General features: G+C 70.9%; 31 protein-coding genes. 20 read left to right on the top strand and 11 right to left on the bottom strand.

What is annotated here, in order from left to right; genetic code table 11:
• The first annotated feature begins 112 nt into the window (after positions 1–112).
• The 7 genes from ACMTAK_RS23395 to ACMTAK_RS23425 all read left to right on the top strand — a co-directional run bounded on the left by ACMTAK_RS23395 (position 113) and on the right by ACMTAK_RS23425 (position 4474).
• Positions 113–388: a MoaD/ThiS family protein gene (locus ACMTAK_RS23395; protein WP_413808010.1), complete on the top strand. Its 276-nt coding sequence runs from the start codon at positions 113–115 to the stop codon at positions 386–388.
• Positions 389–399: 11 nt separating this feature from the next.
• Positions 400–1677: a hypothetical protein gene (locus tag ACMTAK_RS23400; RefSeq protein WP_413808011.1), complete on the top strand. Its 1278-nt coding sequence runs from the start codon at positions 400–402 to the stop codon at positions 1675–1677.
• An 85-nt stretch (positions 1678–1762) separates the two neighbouring features.
• Positions 1763–2449, top strand: a complete 687-nt coding sequence (locus ACMTAK_RS23405) for an LmeA family phospholipid-binding protein (protein WP_413808012.1) — start codon at positions 1763–1765, stop codon at positions 2447–2449.
• Positions 2450–2660: 211 nt separating this feature from the next.
• Positions 2661–2741 carry an Ms5788A family Cys-rich leader peptide gene (locus ACMTAK_RS23410; RefSeq protein WP_351229977.1) on the top strand — a complete coding sequence of 27 codons (81 nt, stop codon included), beginning with the start codon at positions 2661–2663 and terminating at the stop codon, positions 2739–2741.
• Between the two features lie 155 nt (positions 2742–2896).
• Positions 2897–3736, top strand: a complete 840-nt coding sequence (locus ACMTAK_RS23415) for a sulfurtransferase (RefSeq protein ID WP_413808013.1) — start codon at positions 2897–2899, stop codon at positions 3734–3736.
• 32 nt (positions 3737–3768) lie between these two features.
• Positions 3769–4056, top strand: a complete 288-nt coding sequence (locus ACMTAK_RS23420; RefSeq protein ID WP_020869513.1) for a DUF1416 domain-containing protein — start codon at positions 3769–3771, stop codon at positions 4054–4056.
• 160 nt (positions 4057–4216) lie between these two features.
• Positions 4217–4474 (top strand): DUF3099 domain-containing protein, encoded by a 258-nt coding sequence (locus ACMTAK_RS23425; RefSeq protein ID WP_237513849.1) that lies wholly within the window; start codon positions 4217–4219, stop codon positions 4472–4474.
• Positions 4475–4665: 191 nt separating this feature from the next.
• On the opposite strand, the gene ACMTAK_RS23430 is transcribed toward ACMTAK_RS23425, so the two are convergent.
• Complete coding sequence (locus ACMTAK_RS23430; RefSeq protein WP_137978921.1) at positions 4666–5031, bottom strand: DsrE family protein; 366 nt, start codon at positions 5029–5031, stop codon at positions 4666–4668.
• 273 nt (positions 5032–5304) lie between these two features.
• Here ACMTAK_RS23430 and ACMTAK_RS23435 point away from each other — a divergent pair, with 273 nt between their 5' ends.
• The 3 genes from ACMTAK_RS23435 (at position 5305) to ygfZ (ending at position 7485) form a co-directional block, all read left to right on the top strand.
• Complete coding sequence (locus tag ACMTAK_RS23435; RefSeq protein WP_020869515.1) at positions 5305–5868, top strand: heme-binding beta-barrel domain-containing protein; 564 nt, start codon at positions 5305–5307, stop codon at positions 5866–5868.
• A 132-nt stretch (positions 5869–6000) separates the two neighbouring features.
• Positions 6001–6510, top strand: coding sequence for a Fur family transcriptional regulator (locus ACMTAK_RS23440; RefSeq protein WP_413808014.1), 510 nt, complete (start codon positions 6001–6003; stop codon positions 6508–6510).
• A 9-nt stretch (positions 6511–6519) separates the two neighbouring features.
• Positions 6520–7485, top strand: a complete 966-nt coding sequence (gene ygfZ / locus ACMTAK_RS23445; RefSeq protein WP_413808015.1) for a CAF17-like 4Fe-4S cluster assembly/insertion protein YgfZ — start codon at positions 6520–6522, stop codon at positions 7483–7485.
• Between the two features lie 61 nt (positions 7486–7546).
• Here ygfZ and dtd read toward each other — a convergent pair whose 3' ends face one another.
• On the bottom strand, positions 7547–7972 hold the full coding sequence (gene dtd, locus ACMTAK_RS23450) for a D-aminoacyl-tRNA deacylase (RefSeq protein ID WP_413808016.1): 426 nt from the start codon (positions 7970–7972) through the stop codon (positions 7547–7549).
• A 146-nt stretch (positions 7973–8118) separates the two neighbouring features.
• Between dtd and ACMTAK_RS23455 the strand changes: the two genes are divergently transcribed.
• Positions 8119–8757, top strand: a complete 639-nt coding sequence (locus ACMTAK_RS23455; protein ID WP_413808017.1) for an RsiG family protein — start codon at positions 8119–8121, stop codon at positions 8755–8757.
• A gap of 139 nt (positions 8758–8896) precedes the next feature.
• Positions 8897–10144, top strand: coding sequence for a GNAT family N-acetyltransferase (locus ACMTAK_RS23460; RefSeq protein WP_413808018.1), 1248 nt, complete (start codon positions 8897–8899; stop codon positions 10142–10144).
• Between the two features lie 12 nt (positions 10145–10156).
• Here the strand turns inward: ACMTAK_RS23460 and soxR are convergent, their stop codons facing one another.
• Positions 10157–10618: a redox-sensitive transcriptional activator SoxR gene (soxR, locus tag ACMTAK_RS23465; protein ID WP_413808019.1), complete on the bottom strand. Its 462-nt coding sequence runs from the start codon at positions 10616–10618 to the stop codon at positions 10157–10159.
• 52 nt (positions 10619–10670) lie between these two features.
• Here soxR and ACMTAK_RS23470 point away from each other — a divergent pair, with 52 nt between their 5' ends.
• On the top strand, positions 10671–11309 hold the full coding sequence (locus tag ACMTAK_RS23470; protein ID WP_413808020.1) for an NADPH-dependent FMN reductase: 639 nt from the start codon (positions 10671–10673) through the stop codon (positions 11307–11309).
• A gap of 140 nt (positions 11310–11449) precedes the next feature.
• On the opposite strand, the gene ACMTAK_RS23475 is transcribed toward ACMTAK_RS23470, so the two are convergent.
• On the bottom strand, positions 11450–12193 hold the full coding sequence (locus ACMTAK_RS23475) for an ABC transporter permease (protein WP_413808021.1): 744 nt from the start codon (positions 12191–12193) through the stop codon (positions 11450–11452).
• Positions 12186–13184 (bottom strand): ATP-binding cassette domain-containing protein, encoded by a 999-nt coding sequence (locus ACMTAK_RS23480; protein WP_413808022.1) that lies wholly within the window; start codon positions 13182–13184, stop codon positions 12186–12188. The genes ACMTAK_RS23475 and ACMTAK_RS23480 overlap by 8 nt, the downstream gene beginning before the upstream one ends.
• Before the next feature lie 122 nt (positions 13185–13306).
• Here ACMTAK_RS23480 and ACMTAK_RS23485 point away from each other — a divergent pair, with 122 nt between their 5' ends.
• Positions 13307–14056, top strand: a complete 750-nt coding sequence (locus ACMTAK_RS23485) for a TetR/AcrR family transcriptional regulator (protein ID WP_413808023.1) — start codon at positions 13307–13309, stop codon at positions 14054–14056.
• Positions 14057–14158: 102 nt separating this feature from the next.
• Positions 14159–14980 carry an NAD(P)H-dependent oxidoreductase gene (locus tag ACMTAK_RS23490; protein WP_413808024.1) on the top strand — a complete coding sequence of 274 codons (822 nt, stop codon included), beginning with the start codon at positions 14159–14161 and terminating at the stop codon, positions 14978–14980.
• A gap of 161 nt (positions 14981–15141) precedes the next feature.
• Here the strand turns inward: ACMTAK_RS23490 and ACMTAK_RS23495 are convergent, their stop codons facing one another.
• The 4 genes from ACMTAK_RS23495 to ACMTAK_RS23510 form a co-directional block, all read right to left on the bottom strand.
• Complete coding sequence (locus ACMTAK_RS23495) at positions 15142–15675, bottom strand: GNAT family N-acetyltransferase (RefSeq protein WP_413808025.1); 534 nt, start codon at positions 15673–15675, stop codon at positions 15142–15144.
• Between the two features lie 148 nt (positions 15676–15823).
• Positions 15824–16714, bottom strand: coding sequence for an oxidoreductase (locus ACMTAK_RS23500; protein WP_413808026.1), 891 nt, complete (start codon positions 16712–16714; stop codon positions 15824–15826).
• Positions 16715–16845: 131 nt separating this feature from the next.
• Positions 16846–18135 (bottom strand): RNA polymerase sigma factor, encoded by a 1290-nt coding sequence (locus ACMTAK_RS23505; protein ID WP_413808027.1) that lies wholly within the window; start codon positions 18133–18135, stop codon positions 16846–16848.
• Positions 18136–18182: 47 nt separating this feature from the next.
• The gene (locus ACMTAK_RS23510; RefSeq protein WP_413808028.1) at positions 18183–18539 is read right to left on the bottom strand and encodes a YciI family protein; all 357 of its coding nucleotides are present in this window, start codon (positions 18537–18539) and stop codon (positions 18183–18185) included.
• A gap of 267 nt (positions 18540–18806) precedes the next feature.
• Between ACMTAK_RS23510 and ACMTAK_RS23515 the strand changes: the two genes are divergently transcribed.
• From ACMTAK_RS23515 to ACMTAK_RS23525, 3 genes are all read left to right on the top strand, one after another.
• Positions 18807–19220 (top strand): helix-turn-helix domain-containing protein, encoded by a 414-nt coding sequence (locus ACMTAK_RS23515; protein ID WP_044572029.1) that lies wholly within the window; start codon positions 18807–18809, stop codon positions 19218–19220.
• Positions 19221–19238: 18 nt separating this feature from the next.
• Entirely contained in the window at positions 19239–19922 is a 684-nt protein-coding gene (locus ACMTAK_RS23520; RefSeq protein WP_413808029.1) for a hypothetical protein, read from the top strand.
• A gap of 120 nt (positions 19923–20042) precedes the next feature.
• On the top strand, positions 20043–20387 hold the full coding sequence (locus ACMTAK_RS23525) for a DUF2516 family protein (RefSeq protein WP_037955086.1): 345 nt from the start codon (positions 20043–20045) through the stop codon (positions 20385–20387).
• A gap of 51 nt (positions 20388–20438) precedes the next feature.
• On the opposite strand, the gene ACMTAK_RS23530 is transcribed toward ACMTAK_RS23525, so the two are convergent.
• Complete coding sequence (locus ACMTAK_RS23530; RefSeq protein ID WP_413808030.1) at positions 20439–21665, bottom strand: PP2C family protein-serine/threonine phosphatase; 1227 nt, start codon at positions 21663–21665, stop codon at positions 20439–20441.
• Between the two features lie 232 nt (positions 21666–21897).
• Between ACMTAK_RS23530 and ACMTAK_RS23535 the strand changes: the two genes are divergently transcribed.
• Positions 21898–22422: an O-acetyl-ADP-ribose deacetylase gene (locus ACMTAK_RS23535; RefSeq protein ID WP_413808031.1), complete on the top strand. Its 525-nt coding sequence runs from the start codon at positions 21898–21900 to the stop codon at positions 22420–22422.
• An 18-nt stretch (positions 22423–22440) separates the two neighbouring features.
• Here ACMTAK_RS23535 and ACMTAK_RS23540 read toward each other — a convergent pair whose 3' ends face one another.
• Complete coding sequence (locus ACMTAK_RS23540) at positions 22441–23520, bottom strand: C40 family peptidase (RefSeq protein ID WP_413808032.1); 1080 nt, start codon at positions 23518–23520, stop codon at positions 22441–22443.
• Positions 23521–23992: 472 nt separating this feature from the next.
• Between ACMTAK_RS23540 and pstS the strand changes: the two genes are divergently transcribed.
• Positions 23993–25117 carry a phosphate ABC transporter substrate-binding protein PstS gene (pstS, locus tag ACMTAK_RS23545; RefSeq protein WP_413808033.1) on the top strand — a complete coding sequence of 375 codons (1125 nt, stop codon included), beginning with the start codon at positions 23993–23995 and terminating at the stop codon, positions 25115–25117.
• The last annotated feature ends 36 nt before the right edge of the window (positions 25118–25153 follow it).

Consider the following 25153-nt stretch of genomic DNA (forward strand, 5'->3'; position numbering starts at 1 on the left):
TTAAGTGACGCACGCCCCGAACCGGCCGTATTTTCGAGGAACCGCGTGTGGTCCCGGGCGCGGTCCCGCACCCGTCATCATGGAGGCGGCAGATGACGGGAAAGGGATCGCGATGGCGATGATGAGCACGCCCGCCGGGACCATCCGGTACTGGGCCGCGGCCCGCGCCGCGGCCGGCACCGCGGAGGAGCCGTACACCGCGTGGACGCTGGCGGAGGCGCTTGACGCGGCCCGGGAGCGGCACACCGCGCGGCCGGAGTTCGCACGGGTCCTGCTGCGCTGTTCGTTCCTGGTCGACGGAACCCCGGCCGGCACCCGTGACCACAAGACGATCCAACTCGCCGAGGGCGGCACGGTCGAGGTGCTCCCACCGTTCGCAGGAGGGTGAACCCCGAGCTCATGAGCAACCAGCCGCACCAGCCCAACGAGCCTCACCAGCCCCACGAGCCTCATCAGCAGCAAGATCAGCAGCCGTACCCTCCGTACGGGTCGTACGAGGCTCCTTATGGGGGATACGACCAGAACGGGCATCCTTACGGCGGCCATGGCGGCCATGGCGGCCATGGTGACCGCCGGCAGGCCGAATGGCAGGGGTACGCGGGGTATCCGCAGCAGCAGGGGTACGCCCAGGCCCAGCCGCCGCAGTACCAGCACCCGCAGCAGCAGTACCAGCAGCAGCCGTACGCGGACCCCTACGCCGCCGCCCAGCAGGGCCACCAGGGCCACCAAGGACATCAGGGGCATCAGGGGCATCAGGGGCATCAGGACCAGTACGCCCAGGGCTGGGCTCAGCAGCAGCGCCCGTACCACCAGCCCGCCGACCCGTCCCAAGCACCGCCTCAGGCCCCGGCGCAGGCACAGGCCGCGACCGCGACCGCCGAGCCGCCCGCCCCGCAGCCGGACCGGCCGCTCACCGCCGCCGAGAAGGCCAAGGCCGAGGGCCGTCCGCAGATCGTCCACCCGGGGTTCGTCCCTGCCGCCCTGACCTCCGTGCTCGCCGCCCTGCTCGCGGCCACCGCACCGCTGGGCCGCCCGGCGGTCGCCGTCGCGGTGGCGGCGCTCCAGGCGGTCACGGCGGCGGGCTGGTTCCGGCTGAACGGCATGTGGCCCGCCCGGCAGGGCATCGCGCTCGCCTTCGCGGGCGGTCTGGCCGCCGACGTCGGCCTGCTCGCCACCGAGCCGTCACACGCCCCTACGGTCGTCATCGGCACCATCGGCGTCTGGCTGCTGCTGGTGCTGATCCTCCAGCTGCGCAGCCACGCCTCCCCGGACGAGCGGCTGTACGGCCTTACGGCCGCCGTGGCGGCCACGGCCCTCGCCGTGCTCGCGGCCGGCCATCTGGCCGCCGTCGCCGAGTCCTCGGACGCCGTGGTGGTGGGGGCGGCCGCGGTCGCCGTGGCCGTGCTCGTCCGGGCACTGCCGCTGCCGACCGCCGCCGCTGTCGTGGTCGCGCTGGTGGCCGCCACGGGCGCCGGGCTCGGAGCCGGGCGGCTCACCGGAACGGGCACGTCCACCGCCGCCCTGCTCGGGTTCGCGGCCGGGGCGTGCGCACTGATCGGCCACCGGGTCGCCAGCTACGACTACCCCTCGCGCTTCGTCCACATGACGGCCGGTGTGGCGCTGCCGCTCGCGGCCGCCGCCCCCGTGGTCTATGTGATCGGCCGCGCTCTGGGCTGACTCCCCGGCTCCCGCTCACCCGCTCCGGATAGGCTCGCAGCCTCAGGCGCGAGGGCCTGAGCGAGAGCCTGGGGGACCCACGCACATGCGCGCACTACGCATCACACTGATCGTCGTCGTGATACTCGGCGGCCTCTTCGTGGCCGCCGACCGCATCGCGGTGTACATGGCCGAGTCCAAGGCGGCCGACAAGATCAAGAGTTCTCAGGGCCTGACCACGACGCCCAATGTCTCGATCAAGGGCTTCCCGTTCCTCACCCAGGTCGTGGGGAAGGAGCTGGACGAGGTCGACGTCGGCGTGGACGGGCTGACGACGGACGCGGGCGACGGCCGCAGCGTCCGGGTCACCGAGCTCGACGCCCAGCTGCACAACGTCCGCATCTCGGGCAACTTCTCATCGGCCAGCGCCGACCGCGCCACCGGCTCGGCCCACATCAGCTACGCGGACCTCTCACAGGCCGCCGGTCCGGGGATCACGGTCGCCCACGACCCGTCGGGCAGCAACAAGGTCAAGATCACCGGCAGTCTGCTGGGCTTCAGCCTCACCGCCCACTCCCAGGTCACCATCGTGAACGGCAACACCATCCGGCTGCACGCCGAGTCGATACCGGGCGGCAGCATCCCCCAGTGGGAGGACAAGGTGCGCGAGAAGGCCGACATGGAGCGGAAGATCGAGGGACTGCCCACCGGCATGCGGCTGGACAAGGTGGAGACCTCCAAGGACGGCATAGACGTCTCGGTCACGGGTAACAACGTCCAGCTGACGGGCTGACGCGATCAGTACCAGGGGCGTCGGATCACGCCCCTGGTCCATTCACTGAGACGATCATGTCCGCGCATATGGAGGTTCCTGCCCGCCGCTGGCCCCTCCGGCCGCCCCTCCCGGCCGTCCACGCTTCTCTCATCTCACACTCCGGACGATAACGTCTCATCATGCGACACGCCGGTGACATGCCCGCCTGTCCGTCCCTACGATCGGACCCATGAAGCGACAGGCGGATCTCACGAAGCGGCGGGCAGTCGACCTGTGCCGCGTCGCCGCCATGCTCTGTCGCCCCGTCTGAATGGGACGTGGTCCGTACACGCCACGGACCGCCCCCTCTTCGGCCCGTCAGCCGGACCTTCCCGCACCTTCGCCCGTACGCTCGCCGCACGCCCCCGCGCGGCGCCGCGTCGTGAGCGTGCCCGTACCGCCGCAACTGCCCCGGAGGAGAGAAACATGAGCCGCAGTGACGTCCTGGTGGACGCCGACTGGGTCCAGGCCCGTATCGACGACCCCAAGACGGTCATCGTCGAGGTGGACGAGGACACCTCGGCCTACGACAAGAACCACATCAAGAACGCCATCCGGATCGACTGGAAGCAGGACCTCCAGGACCCGGTGCGCCGTGACTTCGTGGACCAGGCCGGCTTCGAGAAGCTCCTGTCGGAGAAGGGCATCGGCAACGACGACACGGTCGTCCTCTACGGCGGCAACAACAACTGGTTCGCGGCCTACGCCTACTGGTACTTCAAGCTCTACGGCCACCAGGACGTCAAGCTGCTCGACGGCGGCCGCAAGAAGTGGGAGCTCGACTCCCGCGACCTGGTCGCCGAGGTGCCGACCCGCGCGCGGACCGAGTACAAGGCCAAGCCGCAGGACACCGCCATCCGCGCCTTCCGCGACGAGGTCGTGGACGCCATCGGCTCGCTGAACCTGGTCGACGTGCGCTCCCCCGACGAGTTCTCCGGCAAGCTGCTCGCGCCGGCCCACCTCCCGCAGGAGCAGTCGCAGCGTCCGGGCCACGTCCCGAGCGCCCGCAACATCCCGTGGTCGAAGTCGGCCAACGACGACGGCACCTTCAGGTCCGACGACGAGCTCAAGGAGATCTACGAGGGCGCGGGCGTGGACCTGTCGAAGGACACCATCGCCTACTGCCGCATCGGTGAGCGCTCCGCTCACACCTGGTTCGTCCTGCACGAGCTCCTGGGCCAGACCAACGTCAAGAACTACGACGGCTCCTGGACCGAGTACGGCTCGCTGGTCGGCGTGCCGGTCGAGCTCGGCTCCGACAGCTGACCCCTCTCCCTCGAACGTAAGGACAGACATCCATGTGTGGAGCCAAGGCCGGCGGCCCCGACGCCTCGACGATCAAGCCCGGTGAGACCACGATCCAGGGTTCGGTGACCCGCGACGGCGAGCCCGTCGCCGGTTACGTCCGGCTGCTGGACAGCACCGGCGAGTTCACCGCCGAGGTCCCCACCTCCGCGACCGGGCAGTTCCGCTTCTACGCCGCGGAGGGCACGTGGACGCTGCGCGCCCTGGTTCCCGGCGGCACCGCGGACCGCACCGTCGTCGCCCAGAAGGGCGGGCTGGCGGAGGTCGCCATCGCCGTCTGACGCGCTACGGCGCGTCGTGACTCACGGCCGGAGGGCCGCACCCCGGGGTTGGACGCCTCGGCGGGGTGCGGCCCTTCGTCCGTCGGTGCGGGGGCTTTCGTCCGTCGGCACCAGGGTCTTTCGTCTGTCGGTGCGGCGGTCGCGGACGTACCCTGGACATATGTACGCGCGACGCCGCCACGCATACTTCTTCCTGATGGGCGCGTGTCTGACGCTCTTCATCTCGGCATGGGCCTTTGTGCGCCTGTGGTCGGTCCCCGCCGCGGTCGCGATGTGCGTCGTCGCCATGGTGATACCGCCCCTGGCGGCGATCGTCGCCAATCGCCGGGGCCCCGACGACCGGTGGTGGGACGAATCGGGGGACGAGGAGTCCGACCGGTGGTGGCGGGAGCTGGACGAGCACAACCACCGGCATTGACCACGTCCTCCGAAACCGGGCTTCGCCCCTGAACCCCGGGTCTGGGGAGCCCTGCCTTCCAGCCCCTCCGGCGATTGAGGAGCGGGGTCTGGGGCGGAGCCCCCACGCGGCGGAGCCGCACATCGACGCTGCGTGGGAAGGGGCGGGAGGGGAACAGCCCGCCGCAGGCGTCAAGAGCCGTCAGAAGGACCCTAGTACACGAGCGCCTGGACGCCGTCCGGCACGATCTCGCTCACGAAGACCTGAGCGCCCGCGATCCGGGCACCTTCGATCAGATCCTTCTCCTCGATCTCCCGCCGAGCGGCGCACTGTGTGCACACCGTGATCGTCCCGCCGCCCGTAAGGATGCCGTCGATCAGATCCGGAAGCGGCGCGGCATGCGGAAGCTCGAACTCCGCTGCCCGGCCGGGCAGCGCGAACCACGTCGACTCCCCGGTCAGCCAGAGCGAGACCTCGACGCCGCTCGCCGCGGCCACCGCCGCCACCGTGAACGCCTGGGAGCACCGCTCGGGAGCGTCCGCGCCCGCCGTCACCTTGATCACCAGCTTCTTCGCCATGCGTCAACCTTAGGCTCGGCACCCAGGGGTCCGGCGCCGCACGGCCACCTGTCTCCACCGGCCGTCCCGGCGGCGACTAGACTCGGTGCCGTCCGTCATCTGTTCCGAGGAGCGCGCCCGTGCTTGAGGCAGTCTTCACCACCCTGATGATCCTGGTCGCCGTGGCCACGCTCGGCTTCGCCGCGCTGACCTGGAAGAAGCTGTACCAGGGCCAGCGCTGAACCGTTCCCGCCCCGCCACCACGGCTCGACTCTCGACAGATCGCCTGAATTCATGATCCAGATTCCGTCCGACCTCCACCCGGACCTCGTGCCGCTCGCCTTCCTCCTGGGCAACTGGGAAGGGGCCGGCGTCTCGGACTTCCCCGGGGCCGAGAAGTGCAACTTCGGCCAGGAGGCCACCTTCACGCACGACGGCCGTGACTTCATCGAGTACATCTCGCACACCTGGGTGCTGGACTCCGAGGGCAAGAAGGTCCGCCCCCTGGAGACCGAATCCGGCTACTGGCGGATCGACAAGGACCGCAAGGTCGAGGTCGTGATGAGCCGGGACCAGGGCATCATCGAGGTCTGGTACGGCGAGCTCGCGGAGGGCAAGCCGCAGATCGACCTGGCGACGGACGCGGTGGCGCGCACCGCCCACGCGGCCCCGTACTCGGGCGGCAAGCGGCTGTACGGCTACGTCAACAGCGATCTGATGTGGGTCGGCGAGAAGGCCACCCCCGAGGTCGAGTTGCGCCCGTACATGTCCGCGCATCTGAAGAAGGTCGTGGACCCCCGGGAGTGGGCCAAGGACCTCAAGGACCTGCCGGACGACGGGATCGCGTTCTTCCGCTGAGCCCCCGCTGAGCCCACGCTGAGCCCCCCGGCTCGCGCCTTCCGCCCTCCACCGAGTCGGGCTCCCGCGTACCGCGTCCGGTTCTCCCCTGTGCGTCCGGCCGGTCACTCCGGGCCCGCCTACACTTGCACCGTGGCGACCACCGACTGGAAGAGCGATCTGCGGGAGCGCGGCTACCGTCTGACCCCGCAGCGCCAGCTCGTGCTCGAAGCCGTCGATCATCTGGAGCACGCCACTCCGGACGAGATCCTCACCGAGGTGCGCCGCACCGCGAGCGGCGTCAACATCTCCACGGTCTATCGCACGCTGGAGCTGCTGGAGGAGCTGGGCCTGGTCAGCCATGCCCATCTCGGCCACGGCGCCCCCACGTACCACCTGGCCGACCGGCACCATCACATCCATATGGTGTGCCGGGACTGCACGGATGTGATCGAGGCCGATGTCTCCGTGGCCGACGCCTTCACCCGGCAGCTCCGGGCGGACTTCGGCTTCGACACCGATCTGAAGCACTTCGCGATCTTCGGCCGGTGTGCCTCCTGCTCCGCCCGGCAGCGCGCCGGAGAGGCTGGGGGAGACCCCGGACAGCTCGCTGGAGACGGCGTCGAAAACCGCTCCGGTGAGGGCCGGGCCCGCAGGTCGTAGGCTGAGTTCATGAAGAGCCCTTTGCTGTCGCTGCCCGGCGCCGTCCCCGGCGAGGGCCCCGACGAAGGCGTCGCCGCCCACTACGGCGACCTGTTCCGCGAGCAGCGCGCGCTCGCCGACGGCACCGGCTTCGTGGACCTCTCGCACCGCGGAGTGGTCACGGTCAGCGGTGCCGACCGGCTCAGCTGGCTGCATCTGCTGCTCACCCAGCACGTCAGCGAACTACCGCCGGGCCAGGCCACCGAAGCCCTGATCCTCTCCGCCCACGGCCACATCGAACACGCGCTCTACCTCGTCGACGACGGCGAGACCACCTGGGCCCATGTGGAGCCCGACAGCCAGGGCGATCTGATCGCCTACCTGGAGAGCATGAAGTTCTTCTACCGGGTGGACATCGCGGACCGCACCGACGAGTACGCGGTCGTCCACCTCCCGGCCGGCAGCATCACCGAGGCCCCCGAGGACGCCGTCGTCCGCGAGACCCCGCACGGCCGGGACCTCTTCCTGCCCCGTGAGCGCCTTACCGCCTTCGCCGAGGAGAGCGGCCCGCCGATCGGAGTGCTGGCGTACGAGGCGCTGCGGGTCGAGGCCCACCGGCCGCGGGTCGGCCTGGAGACCGACCACCGCACCATCCCGCACGAGCTGGGCTGGATCGGCTCCGCCGTCCATCTCCAGAAGGGCTGCTACCGCGGCCAGGAGACCGTCGCCCGGGTGCAGAACCTGGGGAAGCCACCGCGCCGGCTGGTCTTCCTCCACCTCGACGGCAGCGAGGTGACCCTGCCGTCCCACGGCGCGCCCATACGGCTGGCCTCGGAGGGCGAGGAGGGCCGCCAGCTGGGGTTCATCACCTCCTCTGCCCGCCACCACGAGCTGGGGCCGATCGCCCTGGCGCTGGTCAAGCGCAATGTGCCGGTGGACGCGGACCTGATCGCGGACTCCACGGCCGCCGCGCAGGAGACGGTCGTGGAGCCGTGAACCCACCGCCGGTCCGCCGGGCCGTGAACCCACCGCCGGTCCGCCGGGCCTCGCGGTTCGGCTAGACCTCGACGAGCACCGTGAACGGGCCGTCGTTCGTGAGCGAGACCTTCATGGCCGCTCCGAACCGGCCCGTTTCCACGTGCGCGCCCAGCTTCCGCAGCTGTGCCACCACCTCGTCGACGAGCGGTTCGGCGACCCCGCCGGGCGCCGCCGCGTTCCAGGTGGGACGGCGCCCCTTACGGGCGTCGCCGTAGAGCGTGAACTGGCTGATGACCAGCAGCGGAGCGTCCAGGTCCGAGCAGGACCTCTCGTCGCGGAGCATCCTTACGGACCACAGCTTGCGGGCGAGCTGGGCCGCCTTCTCCGGGGTGTCGTCATGTGTCACCCCGACCAGTACGCACAGCCCCTCACCGACGATCTCGCCGACCGTCTCGCCGTCCACGACGACGCTCGCCCCGTCCACTCTCTGTACCACAGCACGCATGGCGACCATCATGCCGTGCGTCCATCCGGGGCCGATCGGGTGGAGAGCCGCTGCACAGGGAGCATCACTGGTGGCACGATGCGTGCAGGCGGTGCAGGCGGGCAGGAACTGCGAGAACGACGCATCGCTGGAGGGGACGGACACCAATGACCACATCGGGCACCGGCCAGCCCACGGCCACCGAGGGCCTGCTGCCGCCACGGCCGCCGAGCCAGCGCGGCGGGCGACTGGCCGACTCCGCCGCCGTGACGGCGCCGGCCGTGACATCCACGTCGGCGGCGGCGAGCGGTCTGAACGCATTGCAGTTGCCGGAGCTGCGGTCGCTGCGCCGCTCGGTACAGCGTGAGGAGGCGGATCTGAGCTATCTGCGCAGACTGCTCCAGGGGCGGATCGACATCCTCCGCGCCGAGCTGGGCCACCGCCGTGACCCGGCGCCCGCGGCGGCAGCGGCCCAGCCGCCCGCCGCGCTGGTGGACCGGCTGCCGGAGATCCTCGCGGATCTCCCCTCACGGCACCGCTCCTCGGCCCGGCATGTCACGCTCGGGACGCCACAGGACGCGGAGTACGAGCGGCTGGCCGAGGAGATGCTGGCCGAGGTGGGCCTGTCGGATCTGCGGGCCCGTACGGACGAGGAGCTGCACGGCGCGATGGCCCGCCTCGTCGGCCATGAGCGGCAGGTGTCGCGGCGGCGGCAGGAGCTGCAGCGCACGGCGGACGGCTGCAGCGCGGAGATCGCCCGCCGGTACCGCGAGGGAGAGGCACAGGTGGACGACCTGCTGGCGTAGGCGGCGACGGGCCGTCCGGCGGGGTGCTCGCGGAGTGCTCGCCGAGCTGTCCACAGGGTGCGGTGTGATGAAAGTACCTGGTCCGAGGGCTGTGGAAATCGGCGTGCGGCCGGTGGCGGCCGACGCTTAGCGTGTGCGCATGGCCCTCGAACTCCGCACCCCACTCGCCGATTCCGACCTCACCAACTGGACCGTCGCGCTCAACACCGGCTTTCTGCGTCCGCCGGAGGCGCCGAAGGAGGAGGTGGAGCTGCGGCGGGAGCAGATCGATCTGTCCCGTACGCAGGGGGTCTTCGACGGGGGCCGCTGCGTGGCCACCTTCCGCAGCTTCGCACAGCGGCTGACGGCGGTCGGCGGGGCGGATGTCCCCGCCGACGCGATCAGCAATGTCGCGGTGTCGGCCACCCACCGCCGCCGGGGTCTGCTCAGCCGGATGATGGAGCACGATCTGCGCGCCGCCAAGGAGCGGGGCGAGGCGGTGGCCACCCTGATCGCGGCCGAGTACCCGATCTACGGGCGGTACGGCTTCGGTCCGGCCACCTGGATCACCGAATGGCAGGTGGACGTCCCCCGGGCCGGTCTCGACCCACGCCACTCGGCTCCGGTGGACGGCGGCCGGGTCGACTTCGCCGACGCCGACGAGGTGCGGAAGCTGGGCCCCGCCCTGCATGAGCGGCTGCGCGCCAAGCAGCACGGCGCCATCGACCGCCCGGACCACTGGTGGCGGACCAACACCGGTCAGCGGCAGTACCCCAACCGTCCCTGGACCGAGCCGTTCTATGTGTTCTACCGCTCCCCCGACGGCTCGGTGGACGGACTGCTCGCCTACACGGCGGACGACCGCTGGGAGGGCAACAAACGACCGCACAACACCGCCACCGTGCACGAGCTGACCACGGTCACCCCGGCCGCCGAGGCGGCGCTGTGGCACTTCCTGCTCTCGGTCGACTGGGTGACCCGGGTCAACACCGGCCGGCGCGCCCCGGACGATCTGCTTCCGCTGCTGCTCGGCGACCCCCGCGCGGCCCAGGTCACCATGTATGCCGACTGGCTGTGGCTGCGCCCGCTGGATGTGCCCCAGCTGCTGGAGACCCGTACGTACCCGGCGGAGGGCTCTCTGGTGCTCGAGCTGCGCGACGCCGCCGGGCTGGCCGGGGGGCGCTACTTCCTGGAGGCGGGCCCCGACGGCGCGGCGTGTGCGACCACGGGCCGTCCGGCCGATCTGACCATGGACATCGGCGAGTTGAGCACCCTGTGGCTGGGCGACGAATCGGCGGTCCGGCTCGTCTCACTGGGCCGGATAGCGGAGGAGCGGCCGGGCGCCGCGGCGCTGGCGGACCGACTGCTGCGGACCCCGCGCCGCCCCTGGTGCCCCGACGGCTTCTGAGCCGACCGGTGCTCAGCAGCCGGACTTCAGCAGCCGGCGCGCGCCCGTGCCCTGCTCGCCCAGCCGGTCGTAGGGGTTCGCCAGCGCGCACTTGTCGATCGACAGACAGCCGCAGCCGATGCAGTCGGTGAGGTGGTCGCGGAGGTTCTCCAGCTGCTCGATGCGCTCGTTGAGATCCGCGCGCCAGCACTCCGAGATCCGGGCCCAATCCTCCTTGGTGAGGACGTGGTCCTCGGGGAAGAGCCCGAGGACTTCCCGGATCCTCGCCAGCGGGATGCCGACGCGCTGCGAGGAGCGGACGAAGGCCACGCGGCGGAGGGTGTCGCGGGTGTAGCGGCGCTGGTTGCCGGAGGTGCGGCGGCTGTGGATCAGCCCCTCGCGCTCATAGAAGCGCAGCGCGGAGGCGGGCACCCCGCTGCGCTGTGCGAGATCGCCGACCGTGAGCTCATGGGTCTTCCAGGTCAGTTGCGTCATAGTGCCGAGAGTAGCTTGACTTCAACCTTTGTTTAAGTCCGAGGCTCGTCCCATGACGACAGACACCGCCGTCCTGACGGCAACCACCACGCCCGCGTCCGCCACCGACACCGACTCCCCCATCCGGCTCGCCATCATCATCGGCAGCACCCGCGACGGCCGCTTCGGGCCGAAGGTCGCGGACTGGTTCGCCGGTCATGCGACGCTCCGCTCCGATATGACCGTCGACATCGTGGACCTGGCCGAGACCCCGCTGCCGACGGCCCTCACCCACCGTCCCGGCCCCGAGGACGTCGCGGCCCTGGAGGCCGTGACGCCCCGGCTGGACGCGGCCGACGCGTTCACCGTGGTCACACCCGAGTACAACCACAGCTACCCCGCTTCCCTCAAGAACGCGATCGACTGGCACTTCACCCAGTGGCAGGCCAAGCCGGTCGGCTTTGTCTCCTACGGCGGCATCTCCGGGGGCCTGCGCGCGGTCGAGCATCTGCGGCCGGTCTTCGCCGAGGTCCACGCCGTGACCGTCCGCGACACGGTCAGCTTCCACAACGCGGGCGGGCTGTTCGGAGAGGACGGCCGGCTGAAGGACCCCGAGGGCCCGGACACCGCCGCCGGGGCGATGCTCGACCAGCTCACCTGGTGGGCGCGGGCCCTGCGCACGGCCCGCACCACCCACCCGTACGGCAGCTGATCCGCCCGGCGGCGCCGACCCCCGTCGACGGCGCCGCCGGGAACGCGGCTCAGCGGCTCATAGGCTCAGGCGGTGCGGCGCCTCCGCGGCTCAGCCGGTGCGGCGGCTCCGCATCTCAGCCGGTGCGACGGCTGCGCGGCTCAGCCGGTGCGACGGCGGAAGAGCACGCCCGACAGCCCGGTCGCCACCACCAGGATTCCGCCGCACCAGACCAGGGCCTGCCAGGCGCTGTCGCCGACCGGCCGGTCCAGCAGCAGCCCTCGCAGGGCCTCGATGACCGGGGTGATCGGCTGATGCTCCGCGAACCCGTGCAGCCAGCCCGGCATGGTGTCGATGGGCACGAACGCGCTGCTGGGATACGGCAGGAACATCATCATGAAGGTGAACCCGCCCGCCGCCTCCGGCGACCTGGCGATCAGGCCGAAGCAGGCCGACAGCCAGGAGATGGCGAGGATGAACATCAGCAGGATCCCGGCCACGGCCAGCCAGTCGAGCGGACCGGCGGCCGGACGGAAGCCGATGAGGAAGGCCACCCCGAAGACGATCGCGGTCGCGACCGTGTTGCGCAGCACGCTCGCGGCCACATGGCCCGCCAGGATCGGGGTGCCGCCGATGTCCAGCGACCGGAAGCGGTCGATGATGCCACCGGCCATGTCATTGGTGACGGTGACTGCCGTATTGGCCGAGCCGAAGCCCGCGCACAGCAGCATCACCCCGGGGACGACATAGGTGACGTACTCGGTGCCGGTGTGGATGGCGCCGCCGAAGAAGTAGACGAAGACCAGCATCAGCATGATCGGCAGCAGCATGGCGGTGAGTACCGCGTCGAGATTGCGCCTGCTCAGGCGGATGGTGCGGCCGGTCAGGACGATCGCGTCAGACACCGGCCGTCTCCTTCTCCCCCGCGGCGCTCTCTCCCCTGGCGCAACGGCTCCCGCCCCCGGCGTCATGGCCGGTCAGGGCCATGAAGACATCGTCGAGCGTGGCGCTGTGCACGGTGAAGCGGTCCACGGCGCGGCGCTCGGGGTCGATCTCGTCGAGCAGGGTCCGCACATGGGCGGCGCTGCCGTCCGTCGCGACGCCCAGCGTCAGCCGGTCGGCGTCGCTCCAGACGAGCCGTACGCCGAGTTGGCGCGCGGCCGTCTCGTACGCCGCGACATCGCCGAGCGTCAGGTCCAGCCGCTGCCCGGCCACGCGCTCCTTCAGCTCGGCCGGGGTGCCCTCGGCCACCACCCGGCCGTCGTCCACCACGGCGACTCGGTCGGCGAGTTGGTCGGCCTCCTCCAGGTACTGGGTGGTGAGGAAGACCGTCACCCCGTCCGTCACCAGCCCCTTGACCACCTCCCACATGGCCTGTCGGCTGCGCGGGTCGAGTCCGGTGGTCGGCTCGTCGAGGAAGATCACCTCGGGGTGGCCGACCAGGCCCGCGGCGAGGTCGAGTCGGCGGCGCATCCCGCCCGAGTAGGTGCCCACGGTGCGGCGGGCGGCGCCGGTGAGGTCGAAGCGCTCGAGCAGTTCGTGTGCCCGGCCGCGGGCCCCGGCGCGGTCGAGCCGGGTCAGCCGCCCCATCATCCGCAGGTTCTCCTCGCCGGTCTGCGCCTCGTCCACCGCGGCGTACTGCCCGGTGAGGCTGATGGCGCGGCGGACCCGGCGGCGGTCTGCGACGACGTCGAAGCCCGCGACGCGGGCCCGCCCGGCGTCCGGTGGCGTCAGCGTGGCCAGGATCCGCACGGTCGTGGTCTTGCCCGCCCCGTTGGGGCCGAGCAGCGCGAAGACGCTGCCGGGCGCGACCGACAGATCGACGCCCCTGAGCACCTTCACCGCCCCGAAGGACTTCTCGAGGCCGCTCGCCTCGATGACTGGTCGTTGGGCCATGATTCCCCCCGCTCCGCTTTCTGCGTATGCCATACACACTACTGCGTAGGGTATACACAACTCTAGGATGGCGGTCAATCGAGCCACCATCAGCGCACGTAGATACGGAGGGTCCCGAGGCCATGGCCACCGAGGACAGCGGCACCGGCCTGCCGGCGAGCATCGAGGCCGCCTGGGGACTGCGGGAACGCCCGGGCAAGGGGCCCCGCCCCGGTCTGACCCTGGGCCGGATCGTCGACGCCGCCGTCGGTATCGCCTCGGCGGACGGCCTCGGCGCGGTCTCCATGAGCCGGGTCGCGTCCGAGCTGGGCGTCTCCACGATGTCCCTGTACCGCTATGTCTCGGCCAAGGACGAGCTGCTGACGCTGATGGAGGACGCGGCCTACGGCCCGCCGCCGCCCGGCGAACCGGCGAAGGACTGGCGGACCGGGTTCAGCGACTGGGCCTGGGCGCTGCGCGCCGCCTACGCCCGCCACCCGTGGGCGGTGAACGTCCCGATCAGCGCCCCGCCCTCGACGCCCAACTCGGTGGCCTGGATGGAGCGCGGGCTGGGCTGTCTGCGCCACACCAACCTCAGCGAGGGCGAGAAGGTCTCCGTGCTGATGCTGGTCAGCGGCTTTGTCCGGAACGAGGCGCGGATGACCTTCGACCTGCTGGCGGCCCACCGCCGCAAGGGGCAGAGCCTTGAGTCCTCGATGACGTCCTGGGCCAAGCTGCTGGAGAAGCTGACCGACGCCGAGCGCTTCCCGGCGGTGACGGCGGCGCTGCGGACGGGGGAGTTCGACACCCCGGGCGGCCCCGACGACGAGTTCGTCTTCGGCCTGGAGCGGATCCTCGACGGAGTGGAGGCGCTGATCAGCGCGCGGAGCTGACCGCCCGGATCAGGGACTGGCCAGATTACTGGCCAGATCCTTGTACATCCTGGCCATCCGGCCACTCGTCGGCTCCGGGGCCGATTTCCGAGCATGGTGGGCATGAACGTGCTGTGGATATTCGCCCACCCCGAACAGCGCTCCCTCAGCGGGGCGTTGCGCGACGAGGGGCTGCGCGCCCTGCGCGAGGCGGGCCATGAGTACCAACTGTCCGATCTCTACGCGATGCGCTGGAATCCCGTGGTGGACGGCGCCGACTTCCGGCATGACGCGGACGAACGCCTCATCGTCGGGGCCGCCTCGCGGCGCGCCCATGACACGGGGACGCTCAGCGAGGACATCCGCGTCGAACAGGAGAAGATCGCCTGGGCCGATGCGCTCGTCGTGCAGTTCCCGCTGTGGTGGTACGGCATGCCCGCCATCCTCAAGGGCTGGTTCGACCGCGTCTTCGTCAAGGGTTTCGCCTACGGGGTCATCGGGCCGGACGGCCGCACCCTGCGCTACGGGGACGGCAAGCTGGCCGGTAAGCGCGCCATGGTGGTGCTGACCGCCGGGGCGCCCGAGGCCACCATGGGCCCGCGCGGTGTCAACGGCGAGCTCGGTGATCTGCTGTTCCCGCTGCACCACGGCACCTTCTGGTACAGCGGGATGTCCGTGCTGCCGCCGTATGTGGTGTACGGCGCGGACCGGGTCCCGGCCGAGGCGTACGAAACCCATGTCGCCGAGCTGCGGAAGCGGCTGGCCGCCCTGCCGACCGAGGAGCCGATTCCGTTCCGCCGTCAGAACGGCGGGGACTACGACGAGCGCCTGGTGCTCCGCCCCGACCTCCTGCCGGGCCGCACCGGCCTCTCCGTGCACTACGCACCACCCCGCACCCCGGCCGCCGAAGGCGCCCAGGACACCGGGAGCGCCCTGAACGGCTAGGGTCCTTCTGACGGATCTCCGTGGAGGAAGGAGCGGCGTCCGGTGCGTGCTCTCGGCGTGCCGCGCGGAAGCCCTCGTAGCGGAGCTACTTGGGTTTTCGCGCGGTGGGGCGAGAGGGCGTGCTGGGCGTCGCGACGCCGCGGAGATCCGTCAGAAGGGCCCTAGGAGGGCGGCCACAGCTCCAGCCGCCAGTCGTTGCACCGCATCATCGTCCCCACCGGATACTCGAACTCGCACTCGCCGAGCAGCGTGAACCCGGCCTTGCGGCACACCCCGTTCGACGCGGGGTGGCCGACGGACGGATAGGCGTGCAGATGCCGATGGGTCCGCTGCGCCGCGGCCGCCCGCGCCACCTCCCCAGCGGCCGCGGCCGCGATCCCCCGCCCCTGGAACGGCGGCAGCACGGCCCAGCCGGTCTCGTACACCGGCTCACCCCGCCACTCCCGCTCCCAGTACCCGATGCTGCCTGCCGTCTCGTCCCCCTCCGGCAGCACGATCCGGTACATCCGCCCGGCGCCCGGCCCGGTCAGCTGGGCATACCGCCGGTGGCGGACCAGGATCTGCTCCTCGCTCTCCGGTCCGCCCAGGTAGCTCGTCATCTCCGGGCCGTTGACGCGGCGCAGCAGCTCAAGGCAGAGCACGCTGTCCTCCCACGGCTCGAGCCGCACCCGCACCCCGCTCGTCCCACCGGGCATCGCCCACCTCCCGCCGTCGGCGCACTCCGCGCCCACCTTTCGTTCATTCGACCACGGGGGTACGACAACGGCCCCGCGCCCAGGTCACGGCCCGTCCCGCCGGTGCCGCCCGGCCCGCCCGCCCCGCGTCAGCCCGCCCCGCCTCGCGTCAGCCCGCCGACGCCACCGGCCTCAGCAGCGCCATGTCGTCCTCGTCGAGGGCGATCCGCGCCGCCGCCATGTTCTCCTCGAGGTGGGCCAGTGAGCTGGTGCCGGGGATCTGGATGATCGCGGGCGAGCGGGCGAGGCCCCAGGCGAGGGCGATCTGATGCGCGGTCGCGCCGTGCCGCTCCGCGACCGTCCGCAGATTCTCGTCGTCCAGGCCGGTGTGGCCGCCGCCCAGCGCGAAGAACGGCATATAGGCGATCCCGGCCGCGGCACACTCGTCCACCAGCGCCCCGTCGGCCTGGTCGAGCACCCCGAACCGGTTCTGCACCGCCGCCACGGGCGCGATCGCACGGGCCTCGGCGAGCTGCTCGGCGCTCACATTGCTCACCCCGAGCTCCCGCACCAGCCCCTCCTCCCGCAGTGCGGCCAGCGCGCCGAACCGCTCCCCGATCGGCACCCCGCCCACCGCCTTGAGCCGCCCCACCCGCAGGTGGACCAGGTCGAGGGCGTCCACGCCCAGCTGCCGCAGGTTCTCCTCCACCAGCCCCCGCAGCTGCTCCGGCCGCGCCTCCGCGTACATCTCCCCGGTCGCGGTGCGCAGCGGCCCGATCTTGGTGGCGATGGTGAGGTGCCCGGGGTACGGGTGCAGGGCCTCGCGCAGGATGTCGTTGGCCCGTTCGGTGGCGGAGAAGTAGAAGGCGGCGGTGTCGATATGACGGACGCCCAGCTCCACGGCGCGCCGTGCGACCTCCACGGCCATGGCCCGCTCGACGGCGGGGCCGCTCCACCGCCCCGGCAGCTGCATGGCCCCGAAGCCCAGCCGATCGGCCGGTGACGAGAGACGGGAAAACGAAGACGAGGAGAGCGCGGATGAGGAAGAGGATGAGGTCATGGGGCAGCATGCGCACCTTTTCGCCCCAACCACAAGATCAGCCCAGACCGTAAGATCAACTCAATCCGACGAGATCGGACCAGCCCGACAAGATCAGCTCAGACCGACGACCGTTCCAGCCCGACAAGAGCTCAGACCGACGACCGTTCCAGCAGCAGCGCCCGCTCACGGGCGTTACGGGTCAGGGCCGCCGCGCGGGCGAACTCCGCCCGGGCCTCCTCATGCCGCCCCAGTCGCTCCAGCAGATCCCCGCGGACGCTCGGCAGCAGGTGGTAGCCCTTGAGGGCCGGTTCCTCCGCCAGTGCCTCGACCAGTTTCAGACCCGCCGCGGGCCCCTCCGCCATCGCGACGGCGACCGCCCGGTTGAGCTCGACCACCGGGGACGGGGTCAGCGCCATCAGCCGGCCGTAGAGGGCGGCGATGGCCGTCCAGTCGGTGTCCTCGTACCGGACCGCCCGTGCGTGACAGGCGGCGATGGCGGCCTGGAGGGAGTACGGACCCTGACCCGCCCGCTGGAGGGCCTCGACACCCCGGCGGATGAGCAGGCGGTTCCACTTGGTGCGGTTCTGGTCGGCGAGCAGCACCGGCTCGCCGCCGGGGCCGGTGCGCGCCGCGATCCGGGAGGACTGGAACTCCAGCAGCGAGACCAGGCCATGCACTTCGGGCTCCTGGGGCAGCAGCCCCGCCAGCACCCGTGCCAGGCGCAGCGCGTCCTCGCACAGGGCCGGGCGCACCAGATCGTCGCCCGCGGTCGCGGAGTAGCCCTCGTTGAAGACGAGGTAGACGACCTCCAGGACCGAGGAGAGCCGGGCGGTTCGGTCCTCGCCGTACGGCACCTCGAAGGGGACCTCGGCCTTGGCGAGGGTCCGCTTGGCCCGGACGATGCGCTGGGCGACCGTCGACTCCGGGACCAGGAACGCGCGGGCGATCTCCTCCGTCGTCAGCCCGCCCAGCAGCCGCAGCGTGAGCGCGACCCGGGCCTGCGTGGACAGCACGGGATGGCACGCGGTGAAGATCAGCCGCAGCAGATCGTCGTCGATGTCCTCGGCGGTCCGGGCGAGGTCCGCCGGGTCGGGCGGTGAGATGTCCTCCAGAGCCCGCCCGACCTCCGCCAGCTTGCGTGCGTAGGTCTCCTTACGGCGTACGAGATCGATCGCACGGTGCTTGGCGGTGGCCATGAGCCAGGCACCCGGATTATCCGGAACACCCGACTCCGGCCACCGCTCCAGCGCGGTGACCAGGGCGTCCTGCGCGAGTTCCTCGGCCAGTCCGACGTCCCGCACGATGCGGGCGACGCCTGCGATGATCCGCGCGGACTCGATCCTGAAGACCGTTTCGACCGTTCTGGCGATGTCAGCTGTTGCGCCGCTCCGAGCGCTTTCAGCCGCTTTCGCCGCATCGGCCGGGCTTGCTGCCGTCACGGCCACCATCAGAGCAGCCGCAAGGGGACGGAGCAAGCGTTACCGGCTCAGGGCTCGACAACCTCACGGACCTCGCAGGTGATGGTCCAGTACTCCTCATGGACCCGCAGGAACCGCTTGGTCCACTCCAGCGCCTCGGCCTTGTCCTTGGCCTGGAGCAGGGCGTAGCCGCCGATAACCTCCTTGCTCTCGGTGAAGGGGCCGTCGGTGCAGCTGATCTTTCCGCCGGACCAGGTGACCCGGGTGCCGTCGGAGGTCGGGGTGAGCCCGGCCGTGTCCAGCATGACCCCGGCCTTGGTCATCTCTTCGATCAGCTCGCCCATCCGCTCCATGAGCTCGGGGCTGGGGCCCTCGGCGGGGGCGTTCTGCTCATCGACGCGGATCATCGACAGATAGCGCGGCATGGTGACTCCTTGCGAAACGAGATCGAGATTTCGGGGCGGAGACCGGGGGCTTGCCCTGCCTCTCACCCCTGCGTCGAACGAGCTCCGCCCGGATCGACAGACCTCACGAAAATTTCTTTCACGAAGTCGCACCGACGAGATCGCACCCGACCGGACGACCCGCTGGGGCCACACCGACCGGGTCACACCGACGGCCCCCACATGACACGCACCACTATTGCAAGCAAATGCTTGCAATAGTTAGCACACCTGTTGCAGCATCGAGGCATGGCATCACTCAACGTCGGCAACCTCGGCGGGTTCCTGCGCGAGCAGCGGCGCAGCGCGCAGCTGTCGCTGCGGCAGCTGGCCGATGCGGCCGGGGTGTCCAATCCGTACCTCAGCCAGATCGAGCGCGGGCTGCGCAAGCCGAGCGCCGAGATCCTGCAGCAGCTGGCGAAGGCGCTGCGGATATCCGCCGAGACCCTGTACGTACAGGCGGGGATCCTCGACGAGCGGGACCGCGAAGAGACCGAGGTGCGCAGCGTGATACTCGCCGATCCCTCGATCAACGAGCGGCAGAAGCAGGTCCTGCTGCAGATCTACGAGTCCTTCCGCAAGGAGAACGGGCTCCAGACCGCCTCGGACGACGCCTCCGACACCCCCGACACCGGCGCCGACGTCGCCGCACCCTCGAACTGATCCGGGAGGACCATCACCATGGCCATCACCGACGACGTACGCAAGACCCTCACCGACCCGACCCCGCTGTACTTCATGGCGGGCACGGCCGACATCGCCGCCCAGAAGCTCAAGGAGGTGCCGTCGTTCGTCGAGAAGATCGTCGCGGAGGCCCCGGAGCGCCTGAACGCGGTGCGCAACACCGACCCCAAGGTCATGCAGGAGCGGGTCTCCCAGCAGGCCAAGGGCGCCCAGAACAAGCTCACCGAGATGCTGGGCACGCTCGACACCGACATCAAGCGGCTGCGCGACACGGCGCAGGAGCTCGCCCTCCAGGGTGTGGGCCGGGCCGCCGAGCTGGCCGTGAAGGCGCGGGAGCGGTACGACGAGGTGGCCGAGCACGGCCAGGACGTCGTGCGGACCTGGCGCGGTGAGGCGGCGGACGAGGTCGTCGACATCGCCGACGCGATCGAGCCCAAGGGGGAGCGGGACGGCCACGCCGCCCGGTCCAAGGCGCCGGCGCAGTCGGTCGCCATGGACTCGTCCAAGGAGGCGCCGAAGTCCCCGGCCAAGCCGGCCACCCCGGCCGCGTCGAGCGGCTCCGGCCACTCGGGCGCCCAGGCGTCCGCGGCCTCGTCGGCCTCCCAGGCCAAGAAGGCCCCGGCCCGCGGCAACAAGCCCGCCACCGCCGCCAAGAAGCCGGAGCCGAAGTCGGCCGGCTGAGGCGCGCACGTCCACGACCGGGCCGGGTACGCCGGGTATACCCTGCGTGCCCGGCCCGGTGGGCGGGTACGGTGGCCCGCAGAGACGCTTCCCATACATATCTTCTAGGCGGTGGACGGCGTGCTGGTTGAAGGCTTCGGCAAGCTGATGTACTGGGTCTCCTGGGCCCTGCTCCTCTTCAGCCTCTTCGCCTTCGTCGACTCGGCGATCCGCCGGGAGGACGCGTATCGAGCGGCGGACAAGCAGACCAAGGCATTCTGGTTGATCATCCTCGGGCTCGCGGCCGCGGTGAACTTCTTCATGGGAATCCTGGACTTCCTGCCGATCATCGGGCTGATCGCGACGATCGTGTACATCGTCGATGTCCGCCCCGCGCTGCGGCAGGTCTCCGGCGGTGGCCGTCGCTGGCCGCGCGGCCGTGGCTCCAGCTCGGACGGCCCTTACGGACCCTTCAACGGCCGATAGCGGCAACGGCCGACAGCGGGCACGAGCGACCTCATAACGGGCCGCGGCCGGTCAGCCGCGGTCCAGCAGCAGCACCGCCAGATCGTCGGTCAGCTCCCCGCCGTTCAGCGACCGTACCTCGGTGACGGTGGCGTCCAGCAGTTCCTCACCGCGCCGTCCCTCCGCGACCTGGCGCGCCACGATCTCGACCATCCCCTCCTGGCCGAGCCGCTGCACCCCCTGCCCGACGCGGCCCTCGATCAGCCCGTCGGTGTACATCATCAGGCTCCACGCCCCGCCGAGCTCGACCTCGCGGCGCGGCCAGCGGGCGTTCGGCAGCAGGCCCAGCGCCGGGCCGTTCTCGTCGGTCGGCAGCAGCCGGGGCGCCATGCTCGGGCGGATGGCCAGCGGTGAGGGGTGCCCGGCCAGGCAGACCCCGGCCCGGTGGCCGTCCGGGGTGATGTCGACCGTGCACAGTGTGGCGAAGATCTCATCGTCGGGGCGTTCGTTCTCCAGCACCTGCTGAAGGGTGCCGAGCAGCTGATCGCCGCAGAGCCCGGCGAAGGTCAGGGCGCGCCAGGCGATCCGCAGCTCGACGCCGAGGGCGGCCTCGTCCGGGCCGTGCCCGCAGACGTCGCCGATCATCGCGTGGACCGTACCGTCCGGGGTGCGGACGGTGTCGTAGAAGTCGCCGCCGAGCAGGGCCCGGCTGCGGCCGGGCCGGTAGCGGGCGGCGAAGCGCAGCCCCGAGCCGTCCAGCAGCGGGGTGGGCAGCAGTCCGCGCTCCAGCCGGGCGTTCTCCTGGGCGCGCAGCCGCGACTCGGTGAGCTGGCGCTGGGCGAGGTCGGAGCGTTTGCGCTCGACGGCGTAGCGGATGGCGCGGCTGAGGATCCGGCCGTCCAGCTCGCCGCGGAAGAGGAAGTCCTGGGCACCCACCCGCACCGCCTCGGCGGCGCGCTCGGCGTCGTCCTCGGCGGTGAGCACGAGGACGGCGTGCGAGGGCGCGAGCCTCAGCACCTCGCGCAGCGTGGCCAGCGAGTCCACGCCGTCGTGGCACGGGCCCGGCAGGGCCAGGAGGATGCACTGCACCCCGTCGGTGAGCAGCCGGGTGGCCTCGGTGAGGTTGCGGGCCGTACGGATGCGGACCCGGTTACCCTCGGTGTCCAGCATCTCGGGAACGTTGAAGGCACCGGACGGATCGTCCTCGATCACCAGCAGGGTGAGCCCGTTGTCGGGCAGGGTGGCGTGACCGGCCGACTGGGCCGGTGCCTCCCGTTGCCTCGGCACGGGTACGGACATCGCTCGATTCCTTCCCTCCCCCCGAGGGCGCGCCCCGCCGACGGTGGAGCGCACATGGGATCCCGGTACGCACACCGACTGGTCGGTTTCAGCGACGCCGGAGCGCGGGTACCGGATACTGCCAGGCGACCTTAGCGCTAGGCGGCCGTTTCACGGAATGACCTCCAGGCACGGACTTTTGTCATATGCCCCACGTCATGCGGCACTTGGCGGCCCGGGAGACAATCCCGAGATGACGAACATCACGCTAGTGCTGGGCGATATCACCGAGCAGAGCGTCGACGCGGTCGTGAACGCGGCCAACTCCTCCCTGTTGGGAGGGGGTGGCGTCGACGGAGCCATCCATCGGCGGGGCGGATCCGACATTCTGGATGAATGCCGCGATCTGCGCGCGTCTCGCTACGGCAAGGGCCTTCCGGCCGGTGAGGCGGTCGCCACCACGGCCGGCCGGCTGCCCGCCCGCTGGGTGATCCATACGGTCGGGCCGGTCTTCTCCGCGACCGAGGACCGCTCGGCCACCCTCGCCTCCTGCTACCGCGAGTCACTGCGGGTCGCCGATGAACTGGGCGCCCGTACGGTCGCCTTCCCGGCCGTCTCCACCGGCGTCTACCGCTGGCCCCTCGACGACGCCGCCCGGATCGCGCTCACCACCGTGCGCGATACGGACACTTCGGCCACCGAGGCCCGTTTCGTCCTCTTCGACCAGCGTGCGTACGACGCCTTCGAGACGGCCCTGAACGAACTTCCGCCGGCCTGAGCCCTTGGTGGCCGGTGCCTACTTCGCGTCCGGCCGCACCACGCCCAGGATCGGCATCGAGCCCGCGCCCGCGACCGTCACCTGGCGGCCCGGGCGGGGGGCGTGGATCATCGCGCCGCTGCCCACGTACATCCCCACATGGCTCGCGTCCCGGAAGTAGATGATCAGGTCGCCCGGGCGCATGTCCTTCACGCCCACCTTCGGCAGCAGCCGCCACTGCTCCTGCGAGGTCCGCGGGATCGCCCGGCCGGCCGCCGCCCACGCCCGCTGGGTCAGCCCCGAACAGTCATAGGTGTTCGGGCCCACCGCGCCCCACACATAGTCCTTGCCGAGCTGGTCCTTCGCGAAGTCGACCGCGCGGCCGCCCCTCGCGGTGGCGCCGCCGCCGAGCTCCCGCAGTATCCCGGTGTCCAGCCACTTCGCCTGTGCGCCACGGGCCTTGTCCTCCTCCAGCCGGCGCAGCCGCTCCCGCTCGTCCTTCGCCAGCCGGGACTCCAACCGCTGTGCCCGGGCCAGCTTGCGCAGGATCTCCTTCTTCGCGGCCGCCTTCTTCGCCCGGCTCCGGTCCAGCCGTTCCCACTCCTGCGAGGCCGACTCGGCGTAGCGGTCCAGCGCCACCTGGGTACGCGCCAGACGGCCGATCAGACCGTGGGTCGCCTTCTCACCCTTGCGCGCGAGCGTGACGCCGTCGAGGAAGTCACCCGGGTCGCCGTTGAGGAACAGCCGCGCCTCCGCGGGCATCCCGCCGCCCCGGTACTGGGCCCGGGCCATCGCCCCGGCCCGCTTGCGCAGTCCGGCCATCTCCTTCTGGGCCTTCACCACGGCTCGGGCGATCCTCAGGATGGATTTCTCCTGCCGGGCCTGTTTCTCCCGTGCCAGGTTGTACGCGTCGGTGGCGGACTCCGCCTTGCGGTAGAGCCCCTCGACCTCCTGACGGACCGCCTCCAGGCTCCGGTCCCCGCTTCCGCCACCACCGGTCCCGCCACCGGCCCCGCCGCCCGGCGTCGGCCCCGGCTCGCCGGGCGCGGCGTACGCCGTCTCCGGCACGGCCGACAGCCCCAGCGCGCAGACGAGTGCGGTGGCCGCGGCGACGCTCACACCCCTCCCTCTCCCGTCCCGCCTCACTCCCGGTCTCCTCTCGTTCGGTTCCGGCCGTGCGCGCTCCTGTCGCTCTCGCGCGCCAGACCTGACGTACCGGCACGTAGGGACGGATAGTGACATGCCGTACCGCAATCCGACAGAGACACGCGGCGGTTACGCCAGCAGCCACCCCGATCCGGTTCACCGGACGGGTGCCGCACAGGTGTCCGACGGGCCTCGGGCGACCTCCGCGGGGAGGTCGTCCACGCTGCGATCCAGCCGTGACCTGGCCGTGACATGGCCACCACACTGACGGCCGAGGTTCACCGTCCGTTAACTCACCCCCTCAGGCCGCTTCACCTGATCTGCCTAATTTCGGCCCTACTGAGCGTGAGCCGAGAACGGCTCCGGCGCACGCCGCAACCAAGTGCGCTCCACCCATCTCGCGCGCCGTCCCCCAACCGGCGGCTTCTGGAAGGAACTCCCGAAAGTGAAGCTTCAGCGCAAGAACCGGCTTCGCGCCATCGCCGCCGGTGCCCTCGCTGTCTCCGGCGCCCTTGTCCTCACGGCGTGCGGCTCCGACGACAACAGCGGTGGTGGCGGCGGTGGCGGCTCCAAGGCCGCCACCAACATCAAGTGCGACGGCAAGGGGCAGCTGCTGGCCTCCGGCTCCTCCGCGCAGAAGAACGCCATGGACCTGTGGATCAAGACCTATGGCGAGGCCTGCAAGGACACCAAGCTCAACTACAAGGCCACCGGCTCGGGCGCGGGCATCCAGGAGTTCCTCCAGGGCAAGACCGCCTTCGCGGGTTCCGACTCGGCGCTGAAGCCCGAAGAGGTCAAGTCCTCGGAGAGGATCTGCAAGGGCGGCAAGGCCATTGACCTGCCGATGGTCGGCGGCCCGATCGCCGTCGGCTTCAACGTGCCCGGCGTGGACAAGCTGACGCTGAACGCCGAGGTCCTCGGCAAGATCTTCAACTCCGAGATCAAGAAGTGGGACGACCCCGCGATCAAGGCGCTGAACAAGGACGCGAAGCTTCCGAGCCTCAAGATCCAGGCGTTCCACCGCTCCGACGAGTCCGGCACCACGGACAACTTCACCAAGTACCTCAAGGCCGCCGCGCCCAAGGCGTGGCCGCATGAGCCGGGCAAGGCGTGGGAGGGCGAGGGCGGCCAGTCGGCCGACGGCTCCTCCGGTGTCTCCTCGCAGGTCAAGCAGGTCTCGGGCTCGATCTCTTACTTCGAGCTCTCCTACGCGACCGCGAACAGCATCAAGACCGTCGACCTGAACACCGGCGCCTCCGCCCCGGTCCAGGCCACCGTCGAGAACGCCTCCAAGGCCATCTCCGAGGCCAAGGTCAAGGGCACCGGCAGCGACCTGGCCCTGGACCTGGCCTACGACACCAAGGCTGACGGCGCCTACCCGATCACCCTGGTCACCTACGAGATCGCCTGTGACAAGGGCAACAAGGCGAGCACCCTCGCCGCGACCAAGTCCTTCCTGACCTACGTCGCCAGTGAGGACGGCCAGACCTCGCTGAAGGAGCTGGGCTACGCCCCGCTGCCGACCGAGATCGCCAACAAGGTCCGCGAGAGCGTCAAGAGCCTCTCCTGACCCGAGTGCGGCTGACTCCGTCGTGGTGATCGCCAC

It is taken from the genome of Streptomyces lacaronensis (assembly GCF_047337785.1).
Classification (GTDB): domain Bacteria; phylum Actinomycetota; class Actinomycetes; order Streptomycetales; family Streptomycetaceae; genus Streptomyces; species Streptomyces lycopersici.

Coding starts and splice junctions, on each gene's coding strand:
- ACMTAK_RS23395 (WP_413808010.1), top strand. CDS start 113: ATGGCGATGATGAGCACGCCCGCCGGGACCATCCGGTACTGGGCCGCG.
- ACMTAK_RS23400 (WP_413808011.1), top strand. CDS start 400: ATGAGCAACCAGCCGCACCAGCCCAACGAGCCTCACCAGCCCCACGAG.
- ACMTAK_RS23405 (WP_413808012.1), top strand. CDS start 1,763: ATGCGCGCACTACGCATCACACTGATCGTCGTCGTGATACTCGGCGGC.
- ACMTAK_RS23410 (WP_351229977.1), top strand. CDS start 2,661: ATGAAGCGACAGGCGGATCTCACGAAGCGGCGGGCAGTCGACCTGTGC.
- ACMTAK_RS23415 (WP_413808013.1), top strand. CDS start 2,897: ATGAGCCGCAGTGACGTCCTGGTGGACGCCGACTGGGTCCAGGCCCGT.
- ACMTAK_RS23420 (WP_020869513.1), top strand. CDS start 3,769: ATGTGTGGAGCCAAGGCCGGCGGCCCCGACGCCTCGACGATCAAGCCC.
- ACMTAK_RS23425 (WP_237513849.1), top strand. CDS start 4,217: ATGTACGCGCGACGCCGCCACGCATACTTCTTCCTGATGGGCGCGTGT.
- ACMTAK_RS23430 (WP_137978921.1), bottom strand. CDS start 5,031: ATGGCGAAGAAGCTGGTGATCAAGGTGACGGCGGGCGCGGACGCTCCC.
- ACMTAK_RS23435 (WP_020869515.1), top strand. CDS start 5,305: ATGATCCAGATTCCGTCCGACCTCCACCCGGACCTCGTGCCGCTCGCC.
- ygfZ (WP_413808015.1), top strand. CDS start 6,520: ATGAAGAGCCCTTTGCTGTCGCTGCCCGGCGCCGTCCCCGGCGAGGGC.
- dtd (WP_413808016.1), bottom strand. CDS start 7,972: ATGCGTGCTGTGGTACAGAGAGTGGACGGGGCGAGCGTCGTCGTGGAC.
- ACMTAK_RS23455 (WP_413808017.1), top strand. CDS start 8,119: ATGACCACATCGGGCACCGGCCAGCCCACGGCCACCGAGGGCCTGCTG.
- ACMTAK_RS23460 (WP_413808018.1), top strand. CDS start 8,897: ATGGCCCTCGAACTCCGCACCCCACTCGCCGATTCCGACCTCACCAAC.
- soxR (WP_413808019.1), bottom strand. CDS start 10,618: ATGACGCAACTGACCTGGAAGACCCATGAGCTCACGGTCGGCGATCTC.
- ACMTAK_RS23470 (WP_413808020.1), top strand. CDS start 10,671: ATGACGACAGACACCGCCGTCCTGACGGCAACCACCACGCCCGCGTCC.
- ACMTAK_RS23480 (WP_413808022.1), bottom strand. CDS start 13,184: ATGGCCCAACGACCAGTCATCGAGGCGAGCGGCCTCGAGAAGTCCTTC.
- ACMTAK_RS23485 (WP_413808023.1), top strand. CDS start 13,307: ATGGCCACCGAGGACAGCGGCACCGGCCTGCCGGCGAGCATCGAGGCC.
- ACMTAK_RS23490 (WP_413808024.1), top strand. CDS start 14,159: ATGAACGTGCTGTGGATATTCGCCCACCCCGAACAGCGCTCCCTCAGC.
- ACMTAK_RS23495 (WP_413808025.1), bottom strand. CDS start 15,675: ATGCCCGGTGGGACGAGCGGGGTGCGGGTGCGGCTCGAGCCGTGGGAG.
- ACMTAK_RS23500 (WP_413808026.1), bottom strand. CDS start 16,714: ATGACCTCATCCTCTTCCTCATCCGCGCTCTCCTCGTCTTCGTTTTCC.
- ACMTAK_RS23510 (WP_413808028.1), bottom strand. CDS start 18,539: ATGCCGCGCTATCTGTCGATGATCCGCGTCGATGAGCAGAACGCCCCC.
- ACMTAK_RS23515 (WP_044572029.1), top strand. CDS start 18,807: ATGGCATCACTCAACGTCGGCAACCTCGGCGGGTTCCTGCGCGAGCAG.
- ACMTAK_RS23520 (WP_413808029.1), top strand. CDS start 19,239: ATGGCCATCACCGACGACGTACGCAAGACCCTCACCGACCCGACCCCG.
- ACMTAK_RS23530 (WP_413808030.1), bottom strand. CDS start 21,665: ATGTCCGTACCCGTGCCGAGGCAACGGGAGGCACCGGCCCAGTCGGCC.
- ACMTAK_RS23535 (WP_413808031.1), top strand. CDS start 21,898: ATGACGAACATCACGCTAGTGCTGGGCGATATCACCGAGCAGAGCGTC.